We start from the raw sequence: 16929 nt of genomic DNA on the forward strand, positions 1-16929 counted from the left end.
CCACCCCCAACGGGAGGGGCCGGACCGCAGGACGGAGTCCGGAGGGCCGGTCCCGCAGCCGAACAGCCAGCGCAGCGGCAACCAGCCCGCCGCAGGCGCAACGGCGAAAAACTCCCGCGGCGGGACAAGCGACAACGTCGGGGGCGCCGCAAAGCGCAACGGCGGGAAACCCCCACGGCGGGAAAGCCGACCACGTGCGGCGCGCCGCAAAGCACAACGGCGAGACACCACCACGGCGGGAAAGACAAAAACGTGGGAAGCAAGCCCAAGCGCAGCGGTATCGCATTTCCTTGTGCCACACCCGGGCGGCTAACCTCCAGGGAGTCACCTTTCTTACGCAGGAGAATCTCCCATGGCCCACGCCGCACAGGTCCAGCGCATGTCCCGCTTGATGATCAAGACACTGCGCGACGACCCGGCCGACGCCGAGACCGCCAGCCACAAGCTGCTCGTCCGCGCCGGGTACGTCCGCCGCTCCTCCGCCGGCATCTGGACGTGGCTGCCGCTGGGCAAGAAGGTCCTGGAGAACGTCTCCCGCATCGTCCGCGAGGAGATGGACGCCATCGGCGGCCAGGAGGTCCTGCTGCCGGCCCTGCTGCCCAAGGAGCCCTACCAGGCCAGCGGCCGCTGGGAGGAGTACGGCGACCTGCTCTTCCGCCTCAAGGACCGCAAGGGTGCCGACTACCTCCTCGGCCCCACGCACGAAGAGATCTTCACCCTCACGGTCAAGGACCAGTGCACGTCCTACAAGGACCTGCCGGTGATCCTCTACCAGATCCAGACCAAGTACCGCGACGAGGCCCGCCCCCGCTCCGGTGTGCTGCGCGGCCGCGAGTTCCAGATGAAGGACTCGTACAGCTTCGACACCACCGACGAGGGGCTGGAGCAGTCCTACGCCCTGCACCGCGCGGCGTACCAGAAGATCTTCGAGCGCCTGGGCCTGGACTACCGCATCGTCTCCGCCGTCTCCGGCGCGATGGGCGGCTCCGCCTCCGAGGAGTTCCTGGCCCCGGCCGCGGCCGGTGAGGACACCTTCGTGGACTGCCCGGCGTGCGACTACGCCGCCAACACCGAGGCCGTGACGGTCACGGTCGCGCCGGCCGACGGCTCCGGGCACGGCCCCGTCGAGGAGCTGGACACCCCCGACACCCCGACCATCGAGTCGCTCGCCGAGTTCCTGGACGTGCCGGCCTCCGCGACCCTGAAGAACCTGCTGATCAAGGTCGACGGCGAGATCGTCGCGGTGGGTGTGCCCGGCGACCGCGAGGTCGACCTCGGCAAGCTCGGCGAGCACCTCGCACCGGCCACCGTCGAGCTGGTCACCGCCGAGGACTTCACCGACCGGCCGGAGCTCGTCCGCGGCTATGTCGGCCCGCAGGGCCTGGCCGGAAAGGCCTTCCGCTACCTCGCCGACCCGCGGATCGCGCCCGGCACGGCCTGGGTCACCGGCGCCAACAAGGAGGGCAAGCACGCCCGCAATGTCGTCGCGGGCCGGGACTTCGAGGTCGACGAGTACCTCGACGTGGTCGTCGTCGAGCCCGGTGACCCCTGCCCGAAGTGCGGCGCCGGCCTGCGCATCGACCGCGCCATCGAGATCGGCCACATCTTCCAGCTCGGCCGCAAGTACGCCGACGCCTTCGAGCTCGATGTGCTCGGGCAGAACGGCAAGCCCGCCCGGGTCACCATGGGCTCGTACGGCATCGGCGTCTCCCGTGCGGTGGCCGCGCTCGCCGAGCAGTCGCACGACGAGAAAGGCCTGTGCTGGCCGCGCGAGGTCGCGCCGGCCGATGTGCATGTCGTCGCGGCCGGCAAGGCCAAGCAGACCGAGCTCGCCCTGGAGGTCGGCGAGCGGCTCGGCGCCGCGGGCCTGCGGGTCCTGGTCGACGACCGGGCCGGGGTCTCGCCGGGCGTGAAGTTCACCGACGCCGAACTGCTGGGCGTGCCGGCCATCGTGGTCGCCGGTCGGCGGGCCGCCGAGGGCGTCGTCGAGGTCAAGGACCGCCGTACCGGCGAGCGCGAGGAGCTGACGGTCGAGGAGGCCGTCGCCCGCCTCAGCGCGTAAGGACCGTACGGCAGCGGGCCGGCCGGGGTACCCCCCGGCCGGCCCGTTCGTCCGTCCACTACAGCCAGGCCGCGAACTCCAGCAGCAGCTCGCCCCGCTGGCGGGCGCCTGCGGCCACCTCCCGTACGCCGGTGTCCACCGCCCGGTACAGCGTCCAGTCGCGCAGCCGGTCGCGGTCCACCTCCAGGGAGTCGGCCAGCTTGGTCACCCGGCGGCGGGCCGCCGCGGCCGCGCCCGAGCCGGCCATCAGATCCTCGAACCGGTCCAGCACCAGTGCCGCCAGGTCGTACGCCCGCTCGCCGACCACCGGCGACGGGCCGACCGCGAGCCAGGGCACCCGCTCACCGGCCAGCACCTTGCCCTGCCGGAAGGCGCCGTGCAGCAGGAACTCCTCGTCGGATCCGGCCGGCAGGGCGCGCCGCAGCTCCAGGGCCTGCTCCACCAGCGGCCCGGCGGCCCGGGTCAGGGATCCGGCGGTACGCAGCGCCACCGCCGCCTCCTCGGTGCGCCCGGCCAGCGTCTCGAAGGGGTGGCCCGCCTCGGCCGGCACCCACAGCCGCCGTACCGTCCCGGCCGCCTCCAGCAGCGCCTTCGCCTCCGGCAGCGCCCGCAGCGACACCGCGCCCCGCAGCCGTTCCAGCAGCAGCGCCCCGGCGGTGTCGTCGGAGCGCAGCAGCCGTACCGCGCCCCAGCCGTCCCACGCCTCCAGCGCCGCCGCCTCGTGCGCGGACACCCGCCCCGGCACGGTCAGCTTCAGCGCCGCGGGCGTCCCGTCCTGCTGCCGTACGAGGGCGAGCAGACTGCTGCGGCCCCCGGGGGCCTGCACCCGTTCCAGCGTCAACTTCCAGGCGTCCAGCCGCTGCTGAACCAGGGTCGGGAGCGCCGCGAGCCAGTCCCGCACCGCACCGTCCGGATCGCCGCTCAGCGAACTCACCAACCGCTGCGGCGGTTCGATGGGTGCTGTTGCCATGCTTGAGCTGTCCCTTTCCTGGGCGGAGACCGCGCGGCGGCCGTCGTTCAGAGCGCGCCCGCGGCGGCGCTCGCGGAGCCGGACGGAGCGGCGGCCGCGGCCCGCTCCGCAAGCCCAGGGAAGGCTACGCCGCTGCCGCGCCAGCGCACCGCCCGGACCGCCGCCTCCCGCAGCGCGGCCGCCGCCTCCCTGCGCCGGGCCGCGCCGCCGGCCCGTACGAGATCGGCGTAGACGGCGGCCAGCCGGTCCTCCAGCTCCGCCGCCAGCCGGACCGCGGCGGCCGCGTCCGGGACCGGGAAAGGCAGCTCATAGGCGGCGGCCGCGGCCTGCGGGGTACCGCCCAGATCGTGCACCACCCGGCGCAGTGCGTCCCGGCGTGCGCGATGTGCGTCGTACGCCGCCTGCGCCTCCGTGCGCCGCTCGCCGGCGATCCGCCCGCCGACCACGCCGTAGCCGTACACCGCCGCATGCTCGGCGGCCAGCGCCGCCTGCACCGCCGTCAGCTCACCGTGCGCGTCGTCGTCCTGCCCGTCCCTGTCGTGCACCGCCGCGGCCCTCATCTGGTCGCCCCTTCGCTGGTCCTTGCTCCGCCGTGCCGTCCGGCGCCCGTCATCGGGCCGGCTCCGCCAGCAGAAACGCATGTGCCGCGCCGGCCGCCGCGACCGAGGCGAGCAGCCGGGCCAGCTCCGGGGGCGCGGCGGTCAGTGCCGTGGTGCGGGCGTCGGCGAGGGTGCGCTCCGCGTCGGCGAGCGCCGCGCGGGCGGCCCGCTCGTCCTGGGGAACCGGGGGAGCGGACGGCCGGGCGCCGCGCGGCGACGGGGTGGACGAGGGCGCACCGGCGTCCCGCGCCGGGCCCTCGGGGGCGGTGCGGTCCGTGCCGAACGCCTCGGCGTGCCGGGCGACTTCGGCGCGCAGCGGGCGCAGCCGCGGCTCCAGCGCCGGATGCGCCCGCAGCGTCGCGTCATAGCGCGCCAGCAGGGTCGTGCTGTCGCGGGCGGAGCGCTCGCGCAGCCGGTCGGCGGCGGAGGAATGTTCCCGCCCGCCGGGGCCGTCGTCCTCGGCGCAGCCGGCGAGCAGCGCCATGCCCCCGAGGGCGGCGCCGGCCAGCAGGGTCCTTCTCCGCGCGTACGCCACTTTCGGCACGTTGCACTTCCCGGGGTCTTTCGTAGTGATCACCGCAGGCGAGAGTATCCGTGACGACCCACCGAATCGTCAGTACCCCGCCGGAACCGATAGGCTTTGACCCGACACGCGACCCACCCACAACAGCACACGCGGCCGAGGAGTCACCCGGATGAGCACGACCCAGAGCGAGAGGCTGCGCGGACTGCTTGAACCGCTCGTCGCCGCGCGAGACCTGGATCTGGAAGAGATCGAGGTGACACCGGCAGGCAAACGGCGGGTGCTGAGGATCGTGGTCGATTCCGACGAGGGCGTCCAGCTGGACGAGTGTGCCGAGCTCAGCCGCGAGGCCTCCCAGGTCCTGGACGACTCCGATGTGATGGGCGGCGCCCCGTACACCCTTGAGGTGACCTCACCGGGCGCCGACCGGCCACTGACCGAGCTGCGGCACTACCGCCGCGCCGTCGGCCGCCTCATCAAGGCCCAACTGACCGCCGAGGCAGGCGCCGGCGAGCTGGTGGCCCGGATCACCGCGGTGGACGAGAACGGACTGGATCTTGAGGTGCCGGGCGTGAAGGGCCGCAAGCCGACCGCCCGCCGGGTCTCCTTCGACGAGATCGCCAAGGCGCGCGTCGAGCTGGAATTCAGCCGTAAGCCCGACAAGGCGGACAAGCGCGACGCGCAGCAGGACGAGAAGATCGACGAGAACAAGGAGGAGGCGTAGCCGTGGACATCGACATGAGTGCCCTGCGGGGGCTGGTGCGGGAGAAGGAGATCTCGTTCGACCTGTTGGTCGAGGCGATCGAGTCGGCCCTCCTCATCGCGTACCACCGCACCGAGGGCAGCCGCCGGCGGGCGCGGGTGGAACTGGACCGCAACACCGGCCATGTGACGGTGTGGGCGAAGGAGAACGCCGAGGACCTCACGGACCTGGCGGAGGGCGAGGAGCCCCGCGAGTTCGACGACACCCCCTCCGGCTTCGGGCGGATCGCGGCGACCACCGCCAAGCAGGTCATCCTGCAGCGGCTGCGGGACGCCGAGGAGGAGATCACCTTCGGCGAGTACGCCGGACGGGAGGGCGATGTCGTCACCGGCGTCGTCCAGCAGGGCAAGGACCCCAAGAACGTCCTGGTCGACATCGGCCGCCTGGAGGCCATCCTGCCGGTGCAGGAACAGGTCCCCGGTGAGGACTACGCACACGGCACCCGGCTGCGCTCGTACGTCGTACGGGTGGTCAAGGGCGTCCGCGGCCCGTCGGTGACGCTGTCGCGCACCCACCCCAATCTGGTGAAGAAGCTCTTCGCCATGGAGGTCCCGGAGATCGCGGACGGCTCGGTGGAGATCTCCGCCATCGCCCGCGAGGCCGGCCACCGCACCAAGATCGCCGTGCGCTCCACCCGCTCCGGTCTGAACGCCAAGGGCGCCTGCATCGGCCCGATGGGCGGCCGGGTGCGCGCCGTCATGGCCGAGCTGCACGGCGAGAAGATCGACATCGTGGACTGGTCGGACGACCCGGCCGAGCTGGTGGCGAACGCGCTGTCGCCGGCCCGGGTCAGCAAGGTCGAGGTCGTGGACCTGGCGGCGCGCTCCGCCCGGGTCACCGTCCCCGACTACCAGCTGTCGCTGGCCATCGGTAAGGAAGGGCAGAACGCCCGGCTCGCCGCCCGCCTCACGGGCTGGCGGATCGACATCCGCCCGGACACCGAGCACGCAGCGCAGGACTGAGTGCACGCGGTGTAGCCGGCGGGCGTCGCGGCCCCGAAAAATCGGTGGTGCCGCGGCGCCCGGTTGGGAATTCTGAGCAGCCGTTCGGCCTTCACCCCAGCGGGGTCGGGCCGGCACGGGGAGGTAGACTTAAGCAGTGTCTGGCCGGACGCATGCCCGCGCATGCCCTGAGCGCACTTGTCTGGGATGCCGGGAGCGAGCGGCCAAGGGTGATTTGCTGCGCATCGTGGAGATCGAGGGTGAGTGTGTCCCCGATCCTCGCGGTACGCTGCCCGGCCGGGGTGCGTACGTGCACCCGACACCGGTCTGCCTCGACCTGGCGGTTCGCCGCCGGGCGTTCAACCGGGCCTACCGGGCCCGGGGACCGTTCGACACCACGGAGCTCCGTCGGTTCCTCGAGCGGACGCCCGTCGAGCAGCCGCCGTTGCAATAAGGCACAGCAGCAAGAAACGCACAGCGCACGGAAAACCGTGCGGTCAGGTACCTCGCGAGTCGGAAGTAGGTCGAGATTGCGATGAGCACTCGATGAGTACGCGATGAGTACGCCCATGAAGTAGCGACGGTCCGGTGGACAACCCGGACCTAGAAGGAGCGAAGTGGCTAAGGTCCGGGTATACGAACTCGCCAAGGAGTTCGGCGTCGAGAGCAAGGTCGTCATGGCCAAGCTCCAAGAGCTTGGGGAATTCGTCCGTTCGGCGTCCTCGACGATCGAGGCGCCGGTCGTGCGCAAGCTGACCGACGCTTTCCAGGCAGGCAGCGGCAACGGCCGCGCCGCCGGCAAGCCCGCGGCGCCGCGCAAGGCGGCCCCCGCGAAGCCGTCCGCGCCGTCCCCGGCGCAGGCGGGCACCTCCCGCGCCGCCAAGGCAGCGGGGGAGCGTCCTGCTGCCCCGAAGCCGGGCGCGCCCAAGCCGGGCCCCGCGGCTCCGGCCCCGGCGGCCGCCGCCGAGGCGCCGCAGGCCCCCGCAGCACCCAAGAGCACTCCCGCCGCCGGCCCGACGCCGGGTCCGCGCCCCGCGCCGACCCCGAAGGCCGCGGCACCCAAGCCCGCTCCGGCCGCCCCCGCGCAGCCCGAGTTCCAGGCTCCGCCGTCCACGCCGGCCGCTCCCGCCGCCGGCCAGTCGGCTCCCCGTCCCGGTGCCACCCCCGGCCCGCGCCCGGCCCGTCCGGCGTCCGGTCAGGGCGGCCAGGGTGGTCAGGGCCGCGGTAACGCTCCGCGTCCCGGTGGCGAGCGTCCGGGCCCGCGTCCCGGTGCCCGTCCGTCCGGCCCCCGTCCGGGCAACAACCCCTTCACCTCCGGTGGCTCCACGGGCATGGCCCGTCCGCAGGCCCCGCGTCCCGGTGGCGCCCCGCGCCCCGGTGGCCAGGGCGGCCCCGGTGGTCCCCGTCCGCAGGCCGGTGGCCAGGGCGGCCCCCGTCCGCAGGGTCAGGGCGGCGCCCGTCCGACCCCGGGCGGTATGCCCCGTCCGCAGGGTGCCGCTCCCGGCGGCCCCCGTCCCGGTGGCGGCGGCGGTAACCGCCCGAACCCGGGCATGATGCCGCAGCGTCCCGCGGCCGGCCCGCGTCCGGGCCCCGGTGGCGGCGGCGGTCGCGGTCCCGCGGGTGCCGGTCGTCCCGGTGGCGGCGGTCGTCCCGGTGGCGGCGGCGGCTTCGCCGGTCGTCCCGGTGGTGGCGGCGGGCGTCCGGGTGGTGGCGGCGGCTTCGCCGGTCGTCCCGGTGGCGGTGGCCCCGGTGGTGGCGGCGGCTTCGGCGGTCGTCCCGGCTTCGGCGGTCGTCCGGGCGGTCCCGGTGGCCGTGGTGGCACGCAGGGTGCGTTCGGCCGTCCCGGCGGTCCGGCGCGTCGTGGCCGCAAGTCGAAGCGGCAGCGGCGTCAGGAGTACGAGGCCATGCAGGCCCCGTCGGTCGGCGGCATCATGCTGCCGCGCGGCAACGGCGCGACGGTTCGCCTGTCGCGCGGTGCCTCGCTGACGGACTTCGCGGAGAAGATCAACGCCAACCCGGCGTCGCTGGTCCAGGTCATGCTGAACCTCGGCGAGATGGTCACCGCGACCCAGTCGGTCTCCGACGAGACCCTCCAGCTGCTCGCCGACGAGATGAACTACGTCGTCGAGATCGTCAGCCCGGAGGAGGAGGACCGCGAGCTCCTGGAGTCCTTCGACATCGACTTCGGTGAGAACGAGGGCGGCGAGGACATGCTCGTCGCGCGTCCGCCGGTGGTGACCGTCATGGGTCACGTCGACCACGGTAAGACCCGGCTGCTCGACGCGATCCGCAAGACGAACGTCATCGCGGGCGAGGCCGGCGGCATCACCCAGCACATCGGTGCCTACCAGGTCGCGACCGAGGTCAACGACGAAGAGCGGCGCATCACCTTCATCGACACCCCCGGTCACGAGGCGTTCACCGCCATGCGTGCCCGTGGTGCCAAGTCGACCGACATCGCGATCCTCGTGGTGGCGGCCAACGACGGTGTCATGCCGCAGACGATCGAGGCCCTCAACCACGCCAAGGCGGCCGAGGTGCCGATCGTGGTCGCGGTCAACAAGATCGACGTCCCGGGCGCCGACCCGACCAAGGTGCGCGGTCAGCTGACCGAATACGGCCTGGTGGCAGAGGAGTACGGCGGCGACACCATGTTCGTCGACATCTCCGCCAAGCAGGGCGAGAACATCGAGTCCCTGCTGGAGGCCGTGGTCCTCACCGCGGACGCGGCGCTGGACCTGCGGGCCAACGCCGAGCAGGACGCACAGGGTCTCGCGATCGAGGCCCACCTCGACCGCGGCCGCGGTGCCGTGGCGACCGTCCTGGTCCAGCGCGGTACCCTCCGCGTCGGCGACACGATGGTGGCCGGTGACGCGTACGGCCGGGTGCGTGCGATGTTCGACGACAAGGGCAACAACGTCGAGGAAGCGGGTCCGTCGACCCCCGTCCTGGTCCTGGGTCTGACCAACGTCCCGGGCGCCGGCGACAACTTCCTGGTCGTCGACGAGGACCGGACGGCCCGTCAGATCGCCGAGAAGCGCGCGGCGCGCGAGCGCAACGCCGCCTTCGCCAAGCGCACCCGCCGGGTGTCCCTGGAGGACCTGGACAAGGTGCTCAAGGCCGGCGAGGTCCAGCAGCTCAACCTCATCATCAAGGGTGACGCTTCTGGTTCCGTCGAGGCCCTGGAGTCCTCGCTGCTCCAGCTCGACGTCGGCGAAGAGGTCGACATCCGGGTGCTGCACCGCGGCGTCGGTGCGGTCACCGAGACGGACATCAACCTGGCGTCCGGCTCCGACGCGATCGTCATCGGCTTCAACGTGCGCGCCGAAGGCCGTGCCACGCAGATGGCCGAGCGCGAGGGCGTCGACGTCCGGTACTACTCGGTCATCTACCAGGCGATCGAGGAGATCGAGGCGGCCCTCAAGGGCATGCTCAAGCCGGAGTACGAGGAGGTCGAGCTCGGTACCGCGGAGATCCGCGAGATCTTCCGCTCGTCCAAGCTCGGCAACATCGCGGGTGTGCTCATCCGCTCCGGCGAGGTCAAGCGCAACACCAAGGCGCGCCTCATCCGCGACGGCAAGGTGGTCGCGGAGGACCTCAACATCCAGGGTCTGCGCCGCTTCAAGGACGACGTCACCGAGATCCGCGAAGGCTTCGAGGGCGGTATCAACCTCGGAAACTTCAACGACATCAAGATCGACGACGTCATCGCGACGTACGAGATGCGGGAGAAGCCGCGCGGCTGATCACGCGGAGACCGGGGCCGGCCGGCGGAGTTCTGCTCCGTCGGCCGGCCCCGGCCGTTTGCGGGGGTGCCGCGCGGACGGGGCCGAGGTGCTCACCCACCGCCCCCTCCGATCCACGGAAAGTAATCCCGTCGAACGGTGTCGGATGTTGCGTGTACCGTTCTTGTGTTCTTGCCAAATGTCGGCAGGGCTTACCGAATACGAGGCCTCACGGGTCGGCTTGACCCGCACCGCATGTACGTAGGGACGCTGTCCTTCGACCTGCTTCTCGGCGACGTACGGTCGCTGAAGGAGAAGCGCTCCGTCGTCCGCCCGATCGTCGCCGAGCTGCACCGCAAATACGCGGTGAGCGTCGCCGAGGTCGGGGACCAGGATCTGCACCGCAGGGCCAGGATCGGCCTGGCGGTGGTGTCCGGAGACGCGGGGCATCTCACCGATGTCATGGACCGCTGCGAGCGCCTGGTCGCCGCACGGCCCGAAGTGGAGCTGCTGTCGGTACACCGGCGGCTGCACGGCGACGACGACTGACCTGAGGTACGGGCGGCGCGCCGCCGGTGGAAGCACAATTGTGGAAGAAAGAAGGAGACGGACCAGTGGCCGACAATGCGCGGGCGAAGAAGCTGGCGGACCTCATCCGGGAGGTGGTCGCCCAGAAGCTGCAGCGCGGCATCAAGGACCCGCGGCTCGGTTCGCACGTGACCATCACGGACACCCGGGTCACCGGCGACCTGCGGGAGGCTACGGTCTTCTACACGGTCTACGGCGACGACGAGGACCGCGCCAGCGCCGCCGCCGGGCTGGAGAGCGCCAAGGGCATCCTGCGCTCCGCGGTCGGCGCCGCGGCCGGCACGAAGTTCACGCCGACCCTGGCCTTCGTGGCGGACGCCCTGCCGGAGAACGCCAAGACCATCGAGGACCTGCTGGACAAGGCGCGGGCCTCGGACGCCAAGGTGCGCGAGGTCTCCTCGGGCGCCCAGTACGCCGGTGAGGCCGACCCGTACCGCAAGCCGGGCGACGACGAGGACGACGAGGGCACCGCGGCAGAATGAAGCGTGAAAGCAACAAGCCCATCGAGGGGGGCGAGCGCGCAGCGCTCTCCGGCAAGGGGAGCGGTGGGCGACGGGCGGGCCTTGTCATCGTCGACAAGCCGGCCGGCTTCACCTCGCACGACGTGGTGGCGAAGATGCGCGGCATGGCGCGCACCCGCCGGGTCGGGCACGCCGGCACACTCGACCCGATGGCCACGGGCGTGCTCGTCCTGGGCATCGAGCGGGCCACCAAGCTGCTCGGCCATCTCGCGCTGACGGAGAAGGAGTACGTCGGCACGATCCGGCTCGGCCAGACGACGGTCACCGATGACGCCGAGGGCGAGATCACCGCGTCGAAGGCGGCGCACGGCCTCGCCCGCGAGGACATCGACGCCGGCATCGCCCGGCTGTCCGGCGCGATCATGCAGGTGCCGTCGAAGGTCAGCGCCATCAAGATCGACGGCAAGCGGTCGTACTCGCGGGTCCGCGACGGCGAGGACGTGGAGATCCCGGCCCGGCCGGTGACCGTCTCCTCGTTCGTGCTGCACTCCGCGCACGAGACCGAGGCCGAGGACGGCACCCCGGTGACCGATCTGCTGGTCTCCGTCGAGTGCTCGTCGGGTACCTACATCCGCGCGCTGGCCCGCGACCTGGGGGCCGGGCTCGGGGTCGGCGGCCATCTGACCGCGCTGCGCCGTACCCGCGTCGGCCCGTACAAGCTGGACCGGGCGCGCACGCTCGAACAGCTCCAGGCCGCGGTGGACGACACCGAGGGGGAGGGCCTGCCGGTCATGCCGCTCGGTGACGCGGCCGCCGCGGCGTTCGCCCGCTGGGACGTCGCCGAGGCGCAGGCGCGGCTGCTGCTCAACGGCGCGCGGATCGCGATGCCGCGGTTCGAGGGCGACGGCCCGGTCGCGGCGTTCGGGCCGGACGGCCGGTTCCTGGCGCTGGTGGAGAACCAGGGCGGGAAGGCGAAGAGCCTGGCGGTGTTCGCGGACTGAGGCGGCACCGGGCCATGACCCGGGGGGGCGTGCACCGTGGCCGGGTCCGGAGCGTACGAGACGCTCCGGACCCGGCCTTCGTGTGTGCGCACGCGGCGGCGGTTGCCCCGGAATGGGTGGTGGAACGCGGGCCGCCCGGACAGGAACGGAGGGCCGGCCCGCGCTCCACCATCCCCCTCACCCTGTGTCTCTCCAGCGGGGCCGGGCCATTCACTCATTCGGTGAGGCGCTCGGAGTGAATCAAGGAGTAGAGGGGGGCGCGTTGGAACGGCTCCCTCCCATGACGATCACTGCCTGCTTACCGTTCGGGGACTGAACAGGCGAGAGGATCGGCAATGGCACTGCTGGACGCCGATGTGGACGCGGCACTGGTGCGCATCCGCGATCTGGCAGGTCGCACGCGCGGCACGGGGTTCCTCGCGGACCCCGACGGCACCGTGATCACCAGCCATGAAGCGGTGGACGGGGCGGCACAGCTGGTGCTGCAGCCCATGGCGGACGGGGCCGGCAGCGGCGCGGCGGGCGGCGGCGGATGGACCTGCCTGGTGGCGGCCGACGCCGTGACACCGCTGCCGGAGGACGGGCTCGCCCTCGTACGGACCGACGCCTTCGGCCCCCACCGGCTGCTGCCGCTGCCCATCGCCGCCGGCCGGCCCGCGGCGGGCACCGGCGTACGGCTCTGGGCGGGCGGCTGGCTGGACGGCACGGTCGTCGGGCCGGGCTCCGGGGTGATGTACACGGCCACCGAACGCGTCCATCTCCTCGACGAGACGCTGGAGCTCCACCTCTGCGCGGGCGGCCGCGAGGCGCTGCGGCTGGGCGGCCCGGCGGTCGGCGGGCCGGTGCTGGACGCACGGACCGGCGCGGTGCTCGGGGTGCTCGGCACCGCGCTGCACTCCGGCCGCCGGGCGGGCGGCCACGCGATCCCGCTGCGCGCCGTCGCCGAGGCCGCGCCGGGAGGCGTGCTGGCCGCGCTGCTGGAGCGCAACGCCGCGACCGTCCCCGCCTACGGCAGCGAGCTGAATCCGGCCGGCGCCCGGCACCTGACCGAGGTGTCGGGCGCCGCCGAACGGCCGCGACGGTGGCGGGAGCCGGTCGAACGGCCGGAAATCGCCGCGGAGTTCGCGCGCTTCGAGGACAGCCGGGCGACCGCGCTGGTGCTGGGCCTGGTGGGGGAGCCGGGGACCGGGCGGAGCACGGAGCTGGCGGCGCTGGCCGCACGCCGGGCGCAGGGGCCCGTCCCGGCGCCGACCGTCCGGCTGCGCGGCGCGGAGCTGCGGCCCGGCGACGACGGGGTGCGCACGGCGGTGGAGCGCGCGCTGCGCTCCGCCGGCCGGATCGTCGCCGCGGCGGGCCGTACGGCCGGTGATCCGACGGACACCACCTCGCAGGGCGTGGCCCGGGCGGCGGCCGCGGCCGGGCGCGGGCTGATGGTGCTCCTCGACGGCCCGGAGGAGATGCCGACTGCCCTGGCCCAGCGGGCGGCCGAGTGGACCGAGGCGACGGCCGACTGGCTGCGTACCGCCGGTGTGCGGCTGGTGATCGCCTGCCGCCCCGAGTTCTGGGAGCGGGCCGGTGCGCTCTTCCCGCCCGCTCTGCTGCACCGGCCGCGCCATCCGCTGCCCGCGCTGCCCGCCTGCGTGGGGCTCGGCGATCTCCCGGAGGACGCGGCGGAGCGCGCCCGCGGCCGCTACCGCCTGCCACCGGGCCTGCCGGCCGCGGCCGACGCCCGCCATCCGCTGGCGCTGCGGCTGCTCGCGGAGGTCCTGGCGGCGCTCCCCCAGGGCGACGCCGTCGGCCTCGGCACCCCCGACCGCCATCAGATCTTCGAGGCCCATCTGGACCTGGCGTGCCTGCGCATCGCCGGGCGCCTGGCGGCCGCGCACCGGCTCGCGCCGCGCGGCACCGCCGTACGCCGCCTGGCCGCCCAGGTCGCCGGCCAGGTGCACGAGGCGGCCCGCCGCTGTCTTCGCCCCGGGCCGGGCGCGCTGGACCGGATGTCCTTCGAGGAGGTCTTTCCGCCGGAGCCCGGCTGGGCCGCCGCGGTGCTTGCCGAGGGGCTGCTGGTCCCGGCCGGCGGCGGATACCGCTTCGCCCACGAGGAATTCGCGGAGTGGCTGCAGGGCGCCCACGCCGACCCCGGGCTCCGGCCCGCCCCCGGGCGGCGCACCGGACCGGTCGTCCAGGCGCTGCTGCTGCTCGCCCGGCGGGAGGGGACGGTACAACTGACGTTCCGGCTGGCCGAGTTGGTGCCGATGGCGACCGCCGCCGGCCCCGCGGAGCCGGACGCGGACGCCGTGGACGGCCGCCGCTGGGCCGCCCGGCTGCTGACCGGCGTCCTGCTCCGGGTGCCCGACGCGCGGCCGTACACGGGCGTGCTGCGGCTGCTCGCCGACCGGATCACGGAGCGGTCGCTGCGCGCGGGCGGCTTCGAGCACACCGGCCTGGCGGAGTTCGGCCCCTGGTTCTGGGAGCGGCTGGCGCTGACGGACGAGGACCGGATGGACCTGCTGCGCCGTCTGCTGCCGGCGGACGGGCCGCCGGCCGGGCGGGTGCCGGCCGGGCTGCCGCGGAGCGCCGGGACGGATGCCGCACCCAGCGCGCCGGCCGCGCACCCGCCGGCCACCGTGCCGCGCCCCGGCGGCCCCTTCGCCGAGCCCCCGCGCGTACGGGTCCACCCCGCAGACCATCCCGCCGAGCACCCCGCAGACCACCCCGAGCCCGCCCGGGACGGCGCCGGTCCGGTGGACCCGGCCGACGGTCCGCGCCCGCACCCCGCCGAGGACCCGTCCGCCGCGGCCGGCCCCGGCACCCCGTCCGCCCGGTTCCTCGACGCCGCGGCCGTGCTGCTGCGGACGGACCCGGAGGGGATGCAGCCGCTGCTGTGTGCCTGGTTCGACGACACCCGCCCGCTGCAGCGCCCCGGCGCGGACGGCGGCCCGGCCCGTCCCGTGCGCGCCCGGCCCCGTGAGATCACCGTCGCCGCCGCCGCGCAGGCCCTGCTGCACACCCATCGCCGGCAGGCGCTCGACGCGCTCCTGGAGGCACTGGTGACCGCCGCGCACCCCAGGGGCGACGAGCTGATGGACGCGCTCGCCGAGGACGAACCGGCAGCCGTGTGCCGGGCCGTGGACCGCTGGGCGCACGACGAGCGCCCCGAGCGCCGGGCCGCCGCCGCGTCGTACGGCCTGCGGGCCGCTCCCCACGCCACCGCCGCGCCCGACCGCGCACTGCTGCGCTACGCCGCGCTGTGCCTGCTCGCCCGGCGCGCCGACGCCGCCCACCACGGCTCCGCGCTCGCCCTGCTGGTGGGCGATCCGGCCACCCGCTCCCGCTTCCTGGACCGGGCGCTGGCGCGCTTCGTCGCGGGCGACCCCCAGCTGCCGCCCACGGCGTTCACGGCCGCCCTCACCGACCACACCGGAGCGGTGCTGGACGCCTTCCGCGCCCGGCTGGTCGGCGGCGAGGGCCCGCCGGTGGCGGACGCGCTGCTGCGCATGCTCGCCCGGATCGACGCGCCGGACCTCGTCGCCCGCATCGCCGACCTCGTCCGCGACTGCGCCCGGCACTGCCCGGAGCGCGCGGCGCGGCCGGTCGCGGAGTTCCTCGACCGCCGCCTCGAACGCGGACCGGCCGCCCGTGCCGCGCTCCGCCCGCTCGCCGTGGAGCTGCTGACCGGGTACCCCGCACCGGTGCGCTGCGCGCTCGCGGCGGTGGTGGCCGAACCCGGCTCCGGCGACTCGGCCCCGCTGCGCCGCGAACTGCTCGACGCGCTGCTGGCGCAGGAGGCGTCGTACCCGGCGGCGCACGGCGGATACGGCGGATGCGAGGGAACGCAGCAGGACACCCGGGTGCTGGAGGCGCTGCTCCGGGCGGCCGCCGAGGGCGCGGAACGGCGGCCGGCGGACCGCACCCGGGAGCTGGTGCACCGCACCGGGACGCTGCTGGTCCGCACGCCGCAGGGCGCCGTCCGCCTGGACCGGCAGCTGGTGGAGCTGGGACAGCGGGTGCCCGGCTTCGCCCGGCGGGTGCAGGACTGGGTGGCGGACGAGCCGGGGGAGTGGGCGGCGGTGGTGGGCCCCGGCGCCCGTGCCACGCTCACCGGATGCCACAGCTGATCACCAGGTGCCACAGCCGACCGCGCGGGCCGGTCCGGGCCGCCGGTCGCCCGCGAATCCGCCGGTGACGCCGGTGACCTGCGGCGGATCCGGTGCGCAGGGCCGCCCTGAACCCCCCTTCGCGTGGAGCATCACCCCCGGCATGGCAGTCTTAGACCTGCGCCATGCCGAATTGGCGCATGGGACGGACAGGGTTCGGGCGAGGAGCGGGCAGAGTGCAGCGCTGGCGTGGCTTGGAGGACATCCCCGAGGGCTGGGGGCGCAGCGTCGTCACCATCGGCTCGTACGACGGAGTGCACCGCGGCCACCAACTGATCATCGGCAAGGCCGTCGCGCGCGCCCGTGAGCTGGGGATTCCCGCGGTGGTCGTCACCTTCGACCCGCACCCCAGCGAGGTCGTGCGCCCCGGCACCCACCCGCCGCTGCTGGCGCCGCACCACCGGCGTGCGGAGCTGATGGCGGGGCTCGGGGTGGACGCCGTGCTGGTCCTCCCGTTCACCAAGGAGTTCTCGACGCTGGAGCCGGCCGACTTCGTGGCCAAGGTGCTGGTCGACAAGCTGCACGCCCAGGTCGTCGTCGAGGGCCCCAACTTCCGCTTCGGGCACAAGGCGGCCGGCAATGTCGCCACCCTCGCCGAACTCGGGACCACCTACGACTACACGGTGGAGGTCATCGACCTCTACGAGCGCGGCGCGGCGGGCGGCGGCGAGGCCTTCTCCTCCACGCTCACCCGCCGGCTGGTCGCCGAGGGCGACGTGGCCGGGGCGAGCGAGGTCCTGGGCCGGCCGCACCGCGTCGAGGGCGTGGTCGTACGCGGCGCCCAGCGCGGCCGCGAACTCGGCTTCCCGACGGCCAATGTGGAGACCCTGCCGCACACCGCGATCCCCGCCGACGGCGTCTACGCGGGGCTGCTGCAGGTCGAGGGCGAGGCGATGCCGGCCGCCATCTCGGTGGGTACGAACCCGCAGTTCGACGGGAAGACGCGCACCGTCGAGGCGTACGCCATCGACCGCGTCGGCCTGGACCTGTACGGCCTGCATGTCGGCGTGGACTTCATCGCCTATATCCGCGGCCAGGAGAAGTTCGACACCCTCGACGCCTTGCTGGAGCGCATGGCCGTGGATGTGAAGCTGGCGCGGGGGTTGGTCGCGGGGGCGGAGTAGGGGCAGGGGGAGCAC

The 16929-nt window shown here is 74.1% G+C and carries 13 protein-coding genes; 10 read left to right on the top strand and 3 right to left on the bottom strand.

Going from position 1 to position 16929, the window contains the following annotated elements; genetic code table 11:
* Positions 1-352 precede the first annotated feature (352 nt).
* Positions 353-2062 carry a proline--tRNA ligase gene (locus tag EST54_RS29250; protein ID WP_129250723.1) on the top strand — a complete coding sequence of 570 codons (1710 nt, stop codon included), beginning with the start codon at positions 353-355 and terminating at the stop codon, positions 2060-2062.
* 58 nt (positions 2063-2120) lie between these two features.
* On the opposite strand, the gene EST54_RS29255 is transcribed toward EST54_RS29250, so the two are convergent.
* Genes EST54_RS29255 through EST54_RS29265 form a run of 3 tightly spaced genes read right to left on the bottom strand, consistent with a single transcriptional unit; the run spans position 2121 to position 4166 of the window.
* Positions 2121-3032, bottom strand: coding sequence for an aminoglycoside phosphotransferase family protein (locus EST54_RS29255; protein WP_129250724.1), 912 nt, complete (start codon positions 3030-3032; stop codon positions 2121-2123).
* Between the two features lie 47 nt (positions 3033-3079).
* Positions 3080-3592 (bottom strand): ferritin-like domain-containing protein, encoded by a 513-nt coding sequence (locus EST54_RS29260; protein WP_129250725.1) that lies wholly within the window; start codon positions 3590-3592, stop codon positions 3080-3082.
* A gap of 49 nt (positions 3593-3641) precedes the next feature.
* On the bottom strand, positions 3642-4166 hold the full coding sequence (locus tag EST54_RS29265) for a hypothetical protein (protein WP_167511625.1): 525 nt from the start codon (positions 4164-4166) through the stop codon (positions 3642-3644).
* Between the two features lie 160 nt (positions 4167-4326).
* On the opposite strand from EST54_RS29265, the gene rimP reads away from it, so the two are divergent.
* The 9 genes from rimP to EST54_RS29310 all read left to right on the top strand — a co-directional run bounded on the left by rimP (position 4327) and on the right by EST54_RS29310 (position 16914).
* Complete coding sequence (gene rimP, locus EST54_RS29270) at positions 4327-4878, top strand: ribosome maturation factor RimP (protein ID WP_129250726.1); 552 nt, start codon at positions 4327-4329, stop codon at positions 4876-4878.
* Between the two features lie 2 nt (positions 4879-4880).
* A complete protein-coding gene (nusA, locus tag EST54_RS29275; RefSeq protein ID WP_129250727.1) occupies positions 4881-5879 on the top strand; it encodes a transcription termination factor NusA in 999 nt (332 codons plus the stop codon).
* 136 nt (positions 5880-6015) lie between these two features.
* Positions 6016-6312, top strand: a complete 297-nt coding sequence (locus EST54_RS29280) for a YlxR family protein (RefSeq protein ID WP_093485428.1) — start codon at positions 6016-6018, stop codon at positions 6310-6312.
* Between the two features lie 163 nt (positions 6313-6475).
* Positions 6476-9604, top strand: a complete 3129-nt coding sequence (gene infB, locus EST54_RS29285) for a translation initiation factor IF-2 (protein WP_129250728.1) — start codon at positions 6476-6478, stop codon at positions 9602-9604.
* A gap of 234 nt (positions 9605-9838) precedes the next feature.
* The gene (locus EST54_RS29290) at positions 9839-10132 is read left to right on the top strand and encodes a DUF503 domain-containing protein (protein ID WP_093485430.1); all 294 of its coding nucleotides are present in this window, start codon (positions 9839-9841) and stop codon (positions 10130-10132) included.
* Between the two features lie 65 nt (positions 10133-10197).
* Positions 10198-10653, top strand: a complete 456-nt coding sequence (gene rbfA / locus EST54_RS29295) for a 30S ribosome-binding factor RbfA (protein ID WP_069571620.1) — start codon at positions 10198-10200, stop codon at positions 10651-10653.
* Positions 10650-11633: a tRNA pseudouridine(55) synthase TruB gene (gene truB, locus EST54_RS29300; protein WP_239012708.1), complete on the top strand. Its 984-nt coding sequence runs from the start codon at positions 10650-10652 to the stop codon at positions 11631-11633. Before rbfA ends, truB begins: the two co-directional genes overlap by 4 nt.
* Before the next feature lie 335 nt (positions 11634-11968).
* Complete coding sequence (locus EST54_RS29305; RefSeq protein ID WP_129250729.1) at positions 11969-15751, top strand: hypothetical protein; 3783 nt, start codon at positions 11969-11971, stop codon at positions 15749-15751.
* Positions 15752-15966: 215 nt separating this feature from the next.
* Positions 15967-16914 (top strand): bifunctional riboflavin kinase/FAD synthetase, encoded by a 948-nt coding sequence (locus tag EST54_RS29310; protein ID WP_129250730.1) that lies wholly within the window; start codon positions 15967-15969, stop codon positions 16912-16914.
* The last annotated feature ends 15 nt before the right edge of the window (positions 16915-16929 follow it).

Source organism: Streptomyces sioyaensis (assembly GCF_004122735.1).
Classification (GTDB): domain Bacteria; phylum Actinomycetota; class Actinomycetes; order Streptomycetales; family Streptomycetaceae; genus Streptomyces; species Streptomyces sioyaensis.

Excerpts from the sequence above, each read along its gene's own strand:
- EST54_RS29250 (WP_129250723.1), top strand. The coding sequence starts at position 353 with ATGGCCCACGCCGCACAGGTCCAGCGCATGTCCCGCTTGATGATCAAG.
- rimP (WP_129250726.1), top strand. The coding sequence starts at position 4,327 with ATGAGCACGACCCAGAGCGAGAGGCTGCGCGGACTGCTTGAACCGCTC.
- EST54_RS29255 (WP_129250724.1), bottom strand. The coding sequence starts at position 3,032 with ATGGCAACAGCACCCATCGAACCGCCGCAGCGGTTGGTGAGTTCGCTG.
- EST54_RS29260 (WP_129250725.1), bottom strand. The coding sequence starts at position 3,592 with ATGAGGGCCGCGGCGGTGCACGACAGGGACGGGCAGGACGACGACGCG.
- EST54_RS29305 (WP_129250729.1), top strand. The coding sequence starts at position 11,969 with ATGGCACTGCTGGACGCCGATGTGGACGCGGCACTGGTGCGCATCCGC.
- EST54_RS29290 (WP_093485430.1), top strand. The coding sequence starts at position 9,839 with ATGTACGTAGGGACGCTGTCCTTCGACCTGCTTCTCGGCGACGTACGG.
- truB (WP_239012708.1), top strand. The coding sequence starts at position 10,650 with ATGAAGCGTGAAAGCAACAAGCCCATCGAGGGGGGCGAGCGCGCAGCG.